The sequence below is a fragment of the Methylobacterium oryzihabitans genome (assembly GCF_004004555.2).
In the GTDB taxonomy this organism is placed as follows: Bacteria; Pseudomonadota; Alphaproteobacteria; order Rhizobiales; family Beijerinckiaceae; genus Methylobacterium; species Methylobacterium oryzihabitans.
In genome coordinates, this window is record NZ_SACP01000028.1 from 26,831 (window position 1) to 40,226 (window position 13,396).

Annotated in this window: 11 protein-coding genes; 3 read left to right on the forward strand and 8 right to left on the reverse strand. The window is 73.2% G+C overall.

What is annotated here, in order from left to right; translation table 11 throughout:
• Window positions 1–11: 11 nt before the first annotated feature.
• The 5 genes from EOE48_RS22300 to EOE48_RS22320 form a co-directional block, all read right to left on the reverse strand.
• A complete protein-coding gene (locus tag EOE48_RS22300; protein WP_127733087.1) occupies window positions 12–1,244 on the reverse strand; it encodes a phenylacetate--CoA ligase family protein in 1,233 nt (410 codons plus the stop codon).
• 319 nt (window positions 1,245–1,563) lie between these two features.
• Complete coding sequence (locus EOE48_RS22305; protein ID WP_127733088.1) at window positions 1,564–1,755, reverse strand: hypothetical protein; 192 nt, start codon at window positions 1,753–1,755, stop codon at window positions 1,564–1,566.
• Window positions 1,755–2,168 carry a DUF1236 domain-containing protein gene (locus tag EOE48_RS22310; RefSeq protein WP_127733089.1) on the reverse strand — a complete coding sequence of 138 codons (414 nt, stop codon included), beginning with the start codon at window positions 2,166–2,168 and terminating at the stop codon, window positions 1,755–1,757. The genes EOE48_RS22305 and EOE48_RS22310 overlap by 1 nt, the downstream gene beginning before the upstream one ends.
• Window positions 2,169–2,184: 16 nt before the next feature.
• The gene (locus tag EOE48_RS22315) at window positions 2,185–2,361 is read right to left on the reverse strand and encodes a DUF1328 domain-containing protein (RefSeq protein ID WP_127733090.1); all 177 of its coding nucleotides are present in this window, start codon (window positions 2,359–2,361) and stop codon (window positions 2,185–2,187) included.
• 241 nt (window positions 2,362–2,602) lie between these two features.
• A complete protein-coding gene (locus tag EOE48_RS22320; protein ID WP_127733091.1) occupies window positions 2,603–3,424 on the reverse strand; it encodes an FTR1 family iron permease in 822 nt (273 codons plus the stop codon).
• Between the two features lie 246 nt (window positions 3,425–3,670).
• Between EOE48_RS22320 and EOE48_RS22325 the strand changes: the two genes are divergently transcribed.
• Window positions 3,671–4,681 carry a chemotaxis protein CheB gene (locus tag EOE48_RS22325; RefSeq protein WP_127733092.1) on the forward strand — a complete coding sequence of 337 codons (1,011 nt, stop codon included), beginning with the start codon at window positions 3,671–3,673 and terminating at the stop codon, window positions 4,679–4,681.
• Between the two features lie 87 nt (window positions 4,682–4,768).
• Window positions 4,769–8,329, forward strand: a complete 3,561-nt coding sequence (locus EOE48_RS22330; protein ID WP_127733093.1) for a CheR family methyltransferase — start codon at window positions 4,769–4,771, stop codon at window positions 8,327–8,329.
• A gap of 16 nt (window positions 8,330–8,345) precedes the next feature.
• Here EOE48_RS22330 and EOE48_RS22335 read toward each other — a convergent pair whose 3' ends face one another.
• Window positions 8,346–9,098, reverse strand: a complete 753-nt coding sequence (locus tag EOE48_RS22335) for an EAL domain-containing protein (RefSeq protein WP_127733094.1) — start codon at window positions 9,096–9,098, stop codon at window positions 8,346–8,348.
• A gap of 140 nt (window positions 9,099–9,238) precedes the next feature.
• A complete protein-coding gene (locus EOE48_RS22340; RefSeq protein ID WP_127733095.1) occupies window positions 9,239–10,441 on the reverse strand; it encodes a Zn-dependent hydrolase in 1,203 nt (400 codons plus the stop codon).
• A gap of 926 nt (window positions 10,442–11,367) precedes the next feature.
• On the opposite strand from EOE48_RS22340, the gene EOE48_RS22345 reads away from it, so the two are divergent.
• On the forward strand, window positions 11,368–11,742 hold the full coding sequence (locus EOE48_RS22345; RefSeq protein ID WP_246154707.1) for a helix-turn-helix domain-containing protein: 375 nt from the start codon (window positions 11,368–11,370) through the stop codon (window positions 11,740–11,742).
• Window positions 11,743–11,967: 225 nt separating this feature from the next.
• Here the strand turns inward: EOE48_RS22345 and EOE48_RS22350 are convergent, their stop codons facing one another.
• Entirely contained in the window at window positions 11,968–13,392 is a 1,425-nt protein-coding gene (locus EOE48_RS22350) for a UdgX family uracil-DNA binding protein (RefSeq protein ID WP_187371512.1), read from the reverse strand.
• Between the last annotated feature and the right edge of the window lie 4 nt (window positions 13,393–13,396).

A 13,396-nucleotide genomic window follows, 5' to 3' on the forward strand; every position in this document is an offset into this window, starting at 1 on the left:
GCGGGCTCTGCCTACCCGACCGGCCGCTCGTCGGCGACGACCTTGCCGTCGTTCGGCAGGGTGCCGGGGGCGACCAGCTCGACCGTGCCGCGCAGCTTCGTCACCGCCCGCAGGGTCTCGCCGACCGCCTCGGCCAGCGCCGCGCCGCCCGAGGCCGCCTCGGCCCGCAGGGTCATGGCGTCGGCCTCGTCGGCGCGGGTGACGACGAGGCGCAGGCGCCCCAGTTCGGGGTGGCGGCGGGCGATCTCGGCGACCTGTTCGGGACGCACGAACATGCCCTTCACCTTCGCGGCCTGATCGGCCCGGCCCATCCAGCCGCGGATGCGCGGCCCGGTGCGCCCGCACGGGCTGATCCCCGGCAGGGCCGCCGTGAGGTCGCCGAGGGCGTAGCGGATCAGCGGCCGGTCGGGGTCGAGCACCGTGACGACGATCTCGCCGACCTCGCCCTCCGGCACCGGGTCGCCGGTGCCCGGCCGGACGATCTCCAGGAGGATGTCCTCGTTGACCACCAGCCCCTCGCGGGCGGCGGTCTCGTAGGCGATGAACCCGACGTCGGCGGTCGCGAACGCCTGGTAGGCGTCGATGCCGTGGCCGGCGATTTCCTGTTGCAGCGAGGGCGGGAAGGCCGCACCCGAGACGAGCGCCTTGCGCAGGGACGAGGCGTCGCGCCCGGCCTTGCCCGCCGCCTCGACCAGGATCCGCAGGAAGTCCGGCGTGCCGCAATAGCCGGCCGGCCGGTAGGCCTCGATGAGGTCGAGCTGCTGCTCGACGTTGCCGGGCCCGGCCGGGATCACCGCGCAGCCGAGCGCCCGGGCGGCGGTGTCGAAGATGAAGCCGCCCGGCGTCAGGTGATACCCGAAGGTGTTGAGCACCACCTCGCCGGGCGCGAAGCCGGCGGCGGCGAGGCAGCGGGCGCCGCCCCACGGATCGTCGCCGCTGCGCTGCGGCTCGAAGATCGGCCCCGGCGAGGTGAACAGCCGGGCAAAGCCCCCCACCTCCCCCGGCACGAAGCCGCCGAAGGGCAAGGCGGCGCGCTGGAGCGCCGGCATCTCGCCCTTGCGCAGGACCGGCAGCCGGGCGAGGGCGGCGCGGTCGGCGACGGAATCCGGGTCGATCCCGGCGAGGTGGGCGGCGTAGGCCGGCGCGCGCAGGGCCGCGGCGAGCGCCGCGGGCAGGCGGGCGAACAGGTCGGCCTCGCGGGCGGCCGGGTCCCGGGTCGCGCGGGCGTCGGGGTGCTGGGGCATCGGATCCTCCCTGGCCTACAGCCTTGTTGTTCTGTCCGGGCCTGCGCCGGCGCGCGGCACGCCGACGGCCCGGAGGCGGTCGCTCCGCCCCGGGCCGTTGCTACCGTACCGGCCACGGCTCCAACAAGGTGCCGGGCGGGCGATGCTTGATGGCGGGCGCGAAGAGCGCCCCGCGGAGCGGGTTCGAGGGGACGAATGTCCCCTCGAACGCAGAGCGGAGCGAGAGCCGAGTGAGCGGATGCGAACGCCGGCGCCTGAGGCTAAGCGGGAAACCAGGGCCATCGCTTTGAAGCGATTGCCCTGCGGGCGACGCCGCGATCTACAGCGCCCCGGGGCCGACCGGCGGCGCGGGCACGTCCGGCTCGGGCGGCTCGTCGATGCCGGGATCGCGCTGCGGCGCGGGCGCCGGGGGCGCGTCGTCGGGCGGCGGGGTCTCGGGCAGGCCCGGCGGCAGGGCGCCGGGCGGGGGCTCGTCGGGATCGCCCGGGAGCGGCAGACCGGGATTGGCCATCACTCGATCACCTCCACGATGCGGCGGGTGCCGGGCTCGACCAGCACCGGATGGTCGTTGACGATCGTGTAGTTGACGCCCCTGAGAGCGAATTCCGGCGGCACGTCGTAGTACACCACCCCGCCCTCCGGCAGGACGGTGCCGACGCGGACCGGCCCGGAGAACGCGAAGGACGGCCGGCGCTCGCCCATGGCGTAGAGGCGGAAGCGCTCGCGCCGGTCGATCCCCAGGAGGCTGTTGGCGGTGCCGACCGCCGCCCCGACGGCGCCGCCGACCGCGGCCCCGAGCGGGCCGGCGATGGCCTCGCCGCGGGCGGCGCCCTCCTGCGCCCCGCGGGCGGTGCCCTGGGCCTGCGCCGCGGAGGCGAACCCGAGGCCGAGGAGGGCGGCGAGGGCGAGAGCCGGACGCGGCATTGTCGGCTCCCGGCGATCAGAGGCGGGGCGAGCGGCCGCGCAGCATCCCGGTCACGGCCGAGACCGCGAACAGCACGAGGGCGACGAAGAACACCAGCTTGGCGGCCTCGACCGCGGTGCCGGCGACGCCGCCGAAACCGAGGAGGGCGGCGACCAGCGCGACGATCAGGAAGGTGACGGCCCACGACATCATCGAACGGATTCCCGGCTGACGAGAGGGGAACCGTCGCGCCCCGGTCCACCCGAAGCGCGACGGTTCCGATGAGTCGAGAACGGCCACGCTGGAGATCCGGTTCCCGGAGCCCTCTCGTGGCTGCGGGCCCGCGGCGGGCTTCCCCGTCGGCGAACACGGCTGCACCAAGGGCGAGGGGGCCGTCGCCCCGAAGCGACGGCCCCCTCGCGGCCCCGTCCCGATGATGGCGCCGGTCCCGCCCTCAGCGCGGGGCGACCCGCGCCGGCGCCGCCGCCCGGTCGTTCGACCGCCCGCGGACCCGCATCAGGGCCATCCCGGCCAGAGCCGCGAGCACGATCGCACCCTGGATCCCCAGCGCCTCCCAGGAGCCGTTGAAGCCGAGGCCGGTCACGAAGTCCGGCACGCCGTCGTTGCTGACCGGCACGATCACCTGCTCCTGGAGCTCCTGGATCGCGTCGCCGACGAGCTTGAGGCCCATCACGAACAGGAAGGCCGAGGTGAGCAGGAACATCGGCCGCAGCGGCAGGCGCAGGGCGAGCCACTGCATCGCCACGAACATGCCCGCGAGGGCGAGCGCCGCGACGCCGAGGCCGGCGAGCAGCGCGCCGTCGAAGCCATTGGCCGAGCGCGCGAGGGCGTGGAGGAACAGCACCGTCTCGGCGCCCTCGCGGAACACCGCCAGGAAGGCGATGCCGGCGAGCGACAGGGTCGTGCCGGCGCCGAGCGCCCGCTCGGCGAGCCGGTTGAGGTCGGCCTGCCACGCCTTCGGGTCCTGCCGCACGAACAGCCAGCCGCTCATGTAGAACATCAGCGCGGCCGCGAGCAGCATCACGACGGCCTCGATCAGGTCGTTGTGGTTGCCGTCGAAATAGGTCTCGAACACCCACGCCATGCCGAGGCTGGCGAGCGCCGCGGCGGCGGCGCCGGCATAGAGCGGGGTGATCCGCTCGGCGGCGCCGGCCCGGCGCAGGAAGGCGGCGAGCGCCGAGATCACCAGGAGGGCTTCGAGGCCCTCCCGGAACAGGATCGTGAACGCCTGGGCGAACGTCGAGCCGTCGGTCATGGGTGCGGTTTCCGGTGGTTGCGGCGGGCGCGCGGATCGGCCGGGGTCAGTTTAGAACGATGTTAAACTATTGATCCGCAACGCATTTCCGCCCTCCTTATGGCGACGGCCGGACGCCCGCAAGTGTCCCCGGCGCAGGTCCGGCCCGCATCCGGCCGGCGAGCAACAATTGATAGGGCCGCGCGGCGGCGGCGGGCGCACAAGGATCGGCCGGGGCGCCGCCCCCGCATGGTCCCCGGAGAACCGATGACCCACCGCGACATCATCGTGATCGGCGGCTCGTCCGGCGCCACGGCGCCGCTCAAGGCGATCCTGCACGCCCTCCCGCCCGATCTCGCCGCGGCGGTGTTCGTCGTGCTGCACGTCCCGGCCCGCAGCCTCGGCCTGCTCGCCACCGTCACGGCGGCGGCGGCGAGCCTGCCGGTCCAGGCGGCGAGCGACGGCCTCGCGATCCGGCCCGGCCAGATCTATCTCGGGGTGCCCGACCATCACCTGCTCCTCGCCGAGGGCCTGATCCGCCTCGGGCGCGGCCCGCGCGAGAACATGGCGCGGCCCTCGATCGATCCGCTGTTCCGCTCGGCGGCGGTGGCGTACGGCCCGCGGGTGATCGGCGTGCTGCTGAGCGGGCTGCTCAACGACGGGGCCTCGGGCCTGGAGGCGATTGGGCGCTGCGGCGGGGTCACCATCGTGCAGGACCCGGCCGACGCCCTCGCCGACGAGATGCCGCGCAGCGCGCTGGCGGCCGTGAACGTCGACCTGACGATCCCCGGCGCGCGGATCGGCGACGTCCTCGCCGACCTCGTGCGCGAGGCTCCCGGCCCGGCGCGGCCGGTCCCGGCGGAGATCCGCCTCGAGGTCGATATCGCCGCCGGCGAGCGGATCGACAGCGGCGTCCTGCGCCGGCTCGGCGATCCGGTGGCCCTGACCTGCCCGCATTGCAGCGGTGTCCTGTCGGACATCCGCGGCGCCAGTCCCCTGCGCTTCCGCTGCCAGGTCGGCCACGCCTTCACGGCCGAGGCGGTGGCCCACGAGCAGGAGGGCGCGGTCGACGAGGCCCTCCGGGTCGCCCTGCGCATCATCGAGGAGCGGGCCGAGCTGGTGGAGCGCATGGCCGAGGAGGGGCGCCGGAACGGCCGCGCCGCGGTGGCCGAGATGTACGGGGACCGGGCCCGGGAATACCGCCACTACGCCGACACGGTGCGCCGGGCGCTGCTCACCGGGTCGGGCACGCGCCCGCCGGGCGAGCCGGAGGCGTGAGATGCCACGCCTGCGACACCATGGCCGCGGCAACCGCGCGGTCTTGAGGTACTGCCGCGCGGAGGAATGCCCTGCGCCGCGCTCCCGATGCCGGCGCAACGACCACAGGAAGCGATCGTGGCCACACCGCCCGAGCCGGACGATCCCGCGAGCCGGCCCACCGTGATCGTCGCCGTCAGTGCGTCGGGGGCGGATACGCGCTCGCTCCATCCCCTCCTCGCCCGGGTGCCGATCCCCGAGCACGCCGCCCTGGTGGTGGTGCTCCAGCACCGCGAGGCGCTGGACGAGGACGCCCTCGCCCGGGCGCTCGCGGAGGCGGGGCGGAGCACGAGCCCGGTCGTGGACGGCGCGCAGCCCGAGGGCGGCCGGCTCTACCTGCCGGACGCCAACGTGATCCTGAGCCTCGACGGCGGCCGGTTCCGGCTGCGCCCGGCGGAGCAGAGGGTCGGGGAGCGCGGCACGATCGACAGCTTCCTGGTCTCCCTCGCCCGGGAGGAGGACGGGCACGGCCTCGCGGTCGTCCTCGCCGGGACCGGGGGCGAGGGGACCCTCGGCTTCAAGGCGGTCAAGGAGGGCGGCGGCCTGACCCTGGCCGAGGAGACCGAGGAATCCCGCTCCGGCGGGCTCGCCGCCAGCAACAGCGCCGCGGCGCTCGCCGACGCGGTCCTGCCCCTCGACGGGCTGATCGAGCGGATCGGCGCCTGCATCGCCCAGGTCGGCGAGCAGGGTCTGGCCTCCGCCCGCCTCGACCCGGCCGAGACCGCCGCGGCGCTCGCCACCATCGCGGCGATCCTGCGCAACAAGACCGGCCACGACTTCCACGGCTACAAGCCCGGCACGTTCCTGCGCCGGGTCCAGCGCCGGATGCAGGTGGTGCAGGCCGCGACCCTGCGGCACTACGAGGAGATCCTGCGCGGCCGGCCCGACGAGGCGCTGCAACTGTTCAACGACCTGCTGATCGGCGCCACCCAGTTCTTCCGCGACCCGCGCGAGTTCGATCTGCTCGAACGCGAGGTAATCCCGGCTTTGTTCGAGAACAAGACGCGCAACGACCAGCTCCGGGTGTGGGTGATCGGCTGCTCGACGGGCGAGGAGGCGTACTCGATCGGCATCCTGCTGCGCGAGCACATGGCGACGCTCGACGAGGTGCCGCAGGTCCAGATCTTCGCCACCGACCTCGACGGCCGCGCCCTCGCCTCGGCCCGGGCCGCCCGCTACGCCGCCAGCATCGCGGCCGACCTGACGCCGGAGCGGCTGGCGCGCTGGTTCGTCCGCGAGGGCAACACCTACTGCATCGTCAAGGAATTGCGGGAGATGTGCATCTTCTCCCAGCACAGCATCGTCAAGGACGCGCCGTTCTCGCGCCTCGACCTCGTGTCGTGCCGCAACCTGCTGATCTACCTCGACGCCGACCTCCAGGACCGGGTGGTGCCGCTGTTCCACTTCGCCCTGAAGCCGGACGGGTTCCTGTTCCTGGGCAATTCCGAGAACACCTCGCGCCACACCAAGCTGTTCGCTCCGGTCGAGAGCCGCTCGCGCATCTTCCGCCGGATCGAGACCGGGCAGCGGATCCTGCCGGACTTCCCGTTCGCCGCGGTGGACCGGCGCCTCGTCGGCGGCGGCCTGACGGCGGAGCGGCCGCGCCCGGCGGAGACGCCGCTGGTGCGGCGGGCCGAGCGCTTCGCCGAGCGCTTCGCCCCGGCCTACGTCATCGCCGACGAGGCCTACAACGTCCTGCACTTCTCCGGGCGCACCGGGCGCTACATCGACCCGGCCGGGGGCGCGGCCAGCCTGAACCTGCTCCAGCTCATCCATCCCGACCTGCGCCTGGACCTGCGCACGGTGCTGACCAGGGCCGCCGAGACCGGCGAGACGGTCCAGGCGGACGGCCTGCGGATCGGCCAGAACGGCCACACCCTGATGGTCGACATCGTGGTCGAGCCGGTGCGCGACGGCCCGAACCCGACGCTGAGCTTCTTCGTGCTGTTCAAGGACGGCGCCGCCGCCGCGGCCGATCCCGCCGCCGCCCTGCCGAGCCACACCGAGCACACCGAACGGCTCGAAGCCGAGCTGCGCACGATCAAGGACCGGCTCCAGGCGACGATCGAGGAGCTCGAGAGCACCAACGAGGAGCTGAAATCCTCCAACGAGGAGTACCAGTCGCTCAACGAGGAGCTGCAATCCGCCAACGAGGAACTGGAGACCTCGAAGGAGGAGCTGCAATCGGTCAACGAGGAACTGACCACCGTCAACGGCGAACTCGGGCACCGGGTGCAGGAACTCGGCCGGGCCAACAGCGACCTCAAGAACTTCCTCGAGAGCACCCAGATCGCGACGGTGTTCCTCGACAACGAGCTGCGGGTGACGAACTACACCCCGACGGTGGCCGAGATCTTCCACCTCGTCGAGTCCGATACCGGCCGGCCGATCGGCCACATCAAGTCGCGCATCGCCTACGAGGAACTGCAGGACGACGCCCGCCGGGTGCTGCGCACGCTCAGCGTGGTCGAGCGCGAGATCACCGGCTCGACGACGGGCGCGCAGTACATCGTGCGGGTGCTGCCCTACCGCAGCGTCGACAACTTCATCGCCGGCGTGGTCGTGACCTTCGTCGACATCACGGCGCGCAAGCAGGCCGAGGAACGCCAGATGGCGAGCGAGCGCCGCCTGCGCGCCCTCGTCGAGGGCATCCCGCAACTGGTCTGGCGCGCCGACGGCGACGGCCGGCTGACCTGGACCAGCCCGCAATGGACCGCCTATACCAGCCTGTCGGAGACCGCGAGCCAGGACCTCGGCTGGCTCCGGGCGCTGCACCCGCAGGACCGCGAGCAGGTCGCGGCGGCCTGGGCGGCGGCGGGCCGCACCGGCCTGTTCGAGATGGAGGGCCGGATCGCCCCGGCGGGCGAGACCCGCTACCGCTGGTTCAAGATGCGGGCGATGCCGGTCCACGACGCCCGCGGCGAGGTCGTCGAGTGGCTCGGCACCTCGACCGACGTCGACGACCTGCGCCAGATGCAGGAGCAGCAGAACGTGATGGTGGCGGAGCTGCAGCACCGCACCCGCAACCTCATCGCGGTGGTGCGCTCGATCGCCGAGCAGACCATGACGGCGAGCGACTCCCTCGACGCCTTCCGCGACCAGTTCAACGACCGCCTCACCGCCCTGTCGCGGGTTCAGGGCCTGCTCTCGCGCGCCGGCGAGCACCCGATCACCCTGCGCGGCCTGATCCGCTCGGAGCTCGACGCGCTCGGCGCCGCCGAGATGGAGGACCGGATCGTCCTCGAAGGCCCCGACGTGTCCCTGCGCAAGGCCAGCGTGCAGACCTTCACCCTGGCCCTGCACGAACTCGCCACCAACGCCCGCAAGTACGGCGCCCTGGCGAGCCCGAACGGGCGGCTGACGGTGACCTGGCGGATCGACGCGACCGAGCAGGAGAGGCGGCGGCTGATCCTCGAATGGATCGAGGAGGGCATCACCCGCGACGTCGACGCCCCGGTCCGCCACGGCTACGGGCGCGAGCTGATCGAGCGCGCCCTGCCCTACGCCCTCGACGCCCGGACCCGCTACACCCTCGGCGAGGACACGGTGCATTGCTCGATCGACCTGCCGCTCGGCGCGAGCGACCGGCGCCGCGACGAGGAGCGATGAGGGCCGAGCCGCCTCGTCAGGGCCAGTCGACCGCCGGCAGCCCTTCGACGAGCGGCCGGGCGAAGCGGTAGCCCTGGAACAGGGTGGCGCCGGCCTCGCGCAGGGCCGCGACCTCGGCATCGGTCTCGACGCCCTCGGCGATGACCGCGATCCCGAGGCGACGGCCGAGGTCGAGGAGGGTCGCGACGATCGTGGCGCGCACCGGGTCGGCGTCGAGGCCGCGGATCAGGCCCATGTCGATCTTGACGAGGTCGGTGCGGAAATCGGCGAGCAGGCTGAGGCCGGCATAGCCGGCGCCGAAATCGTCCAGCGCCGTGAGGAAGCCGTGCTGGCGGTGCGCCGCGACGATCCGGGCGGCGTGGCCGGGATCGCGCAGGCGCTCCTTCTCGGTGAACTCGAACACGATGCGGTCGGGCGGGAAGCCGACCCGCCGCGCGGCGTCGAGGGAGCGGCGGATGCAGGCGACCGGCTCGTGCACCGCGTTCGGCAGGAAGTTGACCGAGAGCCGCGCCTCGGGATCGTCCCGGAAGAGGCCGGCCGCCAGCTCGATCGCCCGCACCCGCGCCTGCTGGTCGAACCGGTACACGGTGTCGTCGGTGACCTGCGACAGGATGGTGGAGGCTGGCTCGCCCGCCGGCCCGCGCACCAGCGCCTCGTAGCCCCAGACCCGGTGGTGCGTGAGATCGACGATCGGCTGGAACGCCATGGTGAAGGCGAACGGAAGCGGCTCGTCGTCCCGGCACGCCCGGCACTCGGAAGGTGTCCGCATCGACCGCCCGCCCGCCTCTTCCGAGATGACCTAACGTCACCCGGCCAGGATCTTTCCACGACTGCGGCGACGGAGGCAAGTCCGCGGCCATCCGCCGTGGCGGTCGCGGCGCGGGCGGCGGGCGGGCGCCCGCCCGAGTCTCAGCCGGCCAGGATCCGCTCCGCGGCCTCGCCGAGGACGCGGAGGCCCTGCACGAGATCCTCCTCGCGGGTGTCCTCGGCCCAGTGGTGGCTGACCCCGCCGATCGAGGGCACGAACAGCATCGCGGCTGGCATGATGCGGGCGAGGTTCTGGGCGTCGTGGCCGGCGCCCGAGGGCAGGGCCTGCCAGTTGCCGGGGCAGATCGCCTCGGCCGCCCCGGACAGGGCCCGCATCAGGTCCGGATCGCACAGGGCGGGCGTGGCGCGCGACACCGCCTCCAGCCGGGCGGTGCAGCGCTCGCGCCGGTTGCTCTCCCGCACCAGCGCCCGCAGGCCGGCCTCCATCCGCTCCAGCACCGGCACCGCGACGTCGCGGAACTGGAACAGGATCTCGGCCCGGCCCGGGATGATGCTCGCCGCCCCCGGATCGAGGACGATGCGCCCGGTGGTCCAGGTACTGGCCTCGCCGCACAGGCGCGGAAACTCCCGGTCGATCGCCGCGAGCAGCCGCACGGCGGCGAGGCCGGCGTCGCGCCGCTCGGCCATGGTGGTGCCGCCGGCATGGTCCTGCCCGCCCTCGATCACGATGCGCCACTGCCAGATCGCCACGATGCCGGTGACGATGCCGACCGCGTGGCCGGCGCCCTCCAGCCGCGTCCCCTGCTCGATGTGCATCTCGAGGAAGCCGCGGTAGCGGGCGGGATCGAGGCGCAGGCGCGGCAGGCCCGCGAGGCCCGCCGCCGCCAGGGCGTCGCGCAGGGGCGTGCCGTCGTGGCTGTTGCGGCCGGCATCGATCTCGGCCTCGGCGAGGTCGCCGATCGCCGAGCGGCTGCCGAGGAAGCCGACGTCGAAATGCCCCTCCTCGTCGGCGAAGGCGACGACGTCGACCGGCAGCCCGGCCCGGGCGAGGGCGAGGCCCGCGACGACGCCGAGCGCCCCGTCGAGCCAGCCGGCCTCGTTCTGGGTCTCGATGTGGCTGCCGACCAGCAGGTGCGGACCCGGCCCGGGATGGCGCCCGAGCACGGTGCCGACCCCGTCGATCGACGGGTCGAGGCCGCATTCCGCCATCCGGTCCATCAGCCAGCGCCGGGATTCCATGTCCTGCGGCGAGTAGGTCGGGCGATGCACGCCGGTGCGGAAGCGGCCGATCTCGCGCAGGGCGTGGAGATCCCGGAGAAAGGCGGCGGCGTCGATGGCGGGCATGGTGCGTAACCGGGCTTTGTCGAGGAAGGGCAGGAGGTTAGCCGCCCCTGGAGCCTCGGTTCGTAGCATGGTCGGAACCGGCGGCGGAAGGCCGCCGGCCGCCCGCGTCCGGTGCGCGGCCTCGCGGCGGAAATGCGCGATCGTCGCCTGCAGCCGCTCGCCGGCCGAGCGCGCCGCGGCCGCGGTGTCGTCCGACAGCGTGCCGATCCCGGCCGCCGCCCGGCTGCGCTCGGGCCAGCTTGCGGACCTCGAGCCGTGTCCAGGCCGCCGAACGGCCCGAAGGGCAATCCAGTCGAACGATACGCAACCGCGTCACAGGACGAGAGTCCCCGACATCGCTGCCCTGGCCATGAGGATCGCAGGAAGAAGTCTCGGTGACCTTCGAGGGGCAGTGCCGGCTCTATCGGAAGACTTGTCTGCCTTCCTCGATAAAATCTCTGGTTGTAAAAATCGCCTTTCGCCGGAGGCGGGCCTCCGCCGGTCGCGGCGGCCTCCGGCGGGTCGAGACCGGCGCGCGCCGGCGGCAAACCGACCTTGATGGCTGACGATACGAGGTCCGGACGATTCGTTCCCGTCATCGTATCGTCAGCCCGCGCGGTGGAGCCGGAGGCTTCACAGGCGTGAGCGAAGCCGGAATCCGCGTCGCGCCCGCGCCCGCTTGCGGTCGCCTGAAGCGATTCCGCAGGAACCGCCGGGCGATCATTCGGATTCCGCATGACGGGCCGAGCGCCGCCGGGCAAGGCGGGGCGTCTCCTTCGGACCGGAGCACTCCCGCAGTCGTCGCCATGACTATCGGGATTGCGAAATGCCTATCAATATTGCGCATATACTCGACGGCGACACGATCAATTCAACCTTCGCATTGCAGATCGACGCGAAATTTGCTACTCCCGGTTGCCGCAGCAGTTTTTGGGAAACACCTCGTCGTGACGAGTACCCTCTTGGCCAATCCGGTGTCCCTGCCCATCGAGCCGTCGCTCGGCTGCCTCCTGAGCAGCCCGGCGGACGGGTGCGGCCGCGGCACGCCGTCCGTCGCTTCCTCGGACGGGGGACCCGGCGGCCGCCATCCGGGGCGGGCGATCCGGGGCCGGCACATCCGCGCCGCCCGCGGGCTGCTCGACTGGTCGATGCACGATCTGGCCCACGCGAGCGGCCTGTCGCTCTCGACGATCCGCCGCCTGGAGAACGACGAGGTGGTGCCGGAAACCTCGCGCAGCCACGGCACCGCCGTCGCGGCCCTGCGCCGTGCCGGCATCGAGTTCGCGCTGGTTCACCACACCGTCGCGATCTACTGCGTGTGATACGGAATCCGGAAGATTGCTTCCGGATTCCGTATCATCAGCCCGCGCGGCGCAGAGCAAAGCTCTGCGCGCACCTGAGCGGAGTCGATTTCCGCATCGCGAAGCGATCCCGCAAGGGATCGCCGAGCGATCAATCGGAAATCGTATGATCCTGCTTCCGATCGATCGCTTCGGGCGATTCCTGCGGGATCGCCGTGAAACCGCCTCGCGAGGCGATGATCGGTATCACACGGTCAGCGTCCCGGCCGTCGCCCGAACCCGGCGCAGATCGTCCACGAAGGCGACGTAGGCCTCGTCCCGGGCTTCGTCCGGCAGGCGCAGCAGGTAGGACGGGTGGACGGTGACGAAGCCGCGGAACGGCCGTCCCGGGAACTCGGCCGGCCCGCGGGCGCGGGTGACCGGGATCGGGCGGCCGGTCAGCGCCAGGACGGCGGTCGCGCCGAGCGCCACCACGAGCCGCGGCGCCACGAAGGCCAGTTCGCGGTCGAGCCACCAGCGGTAGTGGCTGACCTCGCCGGCGGTCGGGCTCTGGTGGATGCGGCGCTTGCCGCGCTGCTCGAACTTGAAGTGCTTGACCGCATTGGTGAGGTAGGCGGCGTCGCGGTCGAGGCCGGCCTCGGCCATCGCGCGGGTCAGCAGGCGACCGGCCGGCCCGACGAAGGGGCGGCCCTGAAGGTCCTCCTGGTCGCCCGGCTGCTCGCCCACGAAGGCGATCGCCGCCCCGACCGGCCCCTCGCCGAGCACCGCCTGCGTCGCCCCCGGCACCAGCGGCTCGGAGCGGCGGATCACCGCGTTGAGGGCGTCGAGGGAATCCGGCTCCTGCTCCGCCATCGCGGCAAGTGCCCGGGCCGGGACCCGCTTGGCCGGCAGGACCGGCTCGCGCTCGATCATCGCGGCGACCCGGCCTTGCGCGCCGCGCACCAGCGCGGGAATCGCCGCCGCCTCCGGCAGGTTGCGCCAGTACTTCTTCGGCATCTCGGCCCGCATCGCCGCCGGGTTGGTGCGGGCCGGGTTGAAGGTGGTGGCGTAGTAATGGCACCAGCCGTCCTCGAAGGGATCGTCGGCCGGCACGTCCTCGCGCCGCCCCGGCGGACCGAAGACGAGCGCCGCGCCGTCCCAGTGCGCCGAGCCGTCGGGCGTCAGGATCGACCAGTCGAAGGCGGGAAAGCGCGCGACGAAGAACGGCGCCGCGGCCTCCAGGATGTGGTGGTCGGGCTCGAACCACGCGGCGAATGTCTCCCGGGCGCCCGCTCCCGGCACCCGGCGGAAGCGCAGGAAGGCATGCATCTTGTGCAGGTCGCGGCCGACCGCCTTGCGCATCCGCAGCAGCCGGTGGACCAGCGGGTCGCTTGCGACCTCGAGCAGGTGGCGCTCGCCCGCGCCGACCCGCCAGATCAGCCGGTAGAGCAGGGCGTGGCGCTCCGGGTCGCGGTGGGGCAGCACCGCCGGGACCAGATCGGCGACGGCCCGCGGCAGGCGCAGGGGCGGGCCGCTCTCGTCCCCGGCCGCGCCGAACAGGCCGGGCTCGCGGGCTTCGGTCCATCCCACGGCCTCGGGCGGCACGCCGGCCGCGATCAGGCTCCGGCAGGCGGCCCGGAAGCCGGCGAGGTCGGCCCCCGGTCCGAGGCGGACGCTGCGCAGAGGACTCATTCGA

Excerpts from the sequence above, each read along its gene's own strand:
- EOE48_RS22310 (WP_127733089.1), bottom strand. The coding sequence starts at position 2,168 with ATGCCGCGTCCGGCTCTCGCCCTCGCCGCCCTCCTCGGCCTCGGGTTC.
- EOE48_RS22340 (WP_127733095.1), bottom strand. The coding sequence starts at position 10,441 with ATGCCCGCCATCGACGCCGCCGCCTTTCTCCGGGATCTCCACGCCCTG.
- EOE48_RS22330 (WP_127733093.1), top strand. The coding sequence starts at position 4,769 with ATGCCGGCGCAACGACCACAGGAAGCGATCGTGGCCACACCGCCCGAG.
- EOE48_RS22335 (WP_127733094.1), bottom strand. The coding sequence starts at position 9,098 with ATGCGGACACCTTCCGAGTGCCGGGCGTGCCGGGACGACGAGCCGCTT.
- EOE48_RS22325 (WP_127733092.1), top strand. The coding sequence starts at position 3,671 with ATGACCCACCGCGACATCATCGTGATCGGCGGCTCGTCCGGCGCCACG.
- EOE48_RS22320 (WP_127733091.1), bottom strand. The coding sequence starts at position 3,424 with ATGACCGACGGCTCGACGTTCGCCCAGGCGTTCACGATCCTGTTCCGG.
- EOE48_RS22350 (WP_187371512.1), bottom strand. The coding sequence starts at position 13,392 with ATGAGTCCTCTGCGCAGCGTCCGCCTCGGACCGGGGGCCGACCTCGCC.
- EOE48_RS22315 (WP_127733090.1), bottom strand. The coding sequence starts at position 2,361 with ATGATGTCGTGGGCCGTCACCTTCCTGATCGTCGCGCTGGTCGCCGCC.
- EOE48_RS22305 (WP_127733088.1), bottom strand. The coding sequence starts at position 1,755 with ATGGCCAATCCCGGTCTGCCGCTCCCGGGCGATCCCGACGAGCCCCCG.
- EOE48_RS22300 (WP_127733087.1), bottom strand. The coding sequence starts at position 1,244 with ATGCCCCAGCACCCCGACGCCCGCGCGACCCGGGACCCGGCCGCCCGC.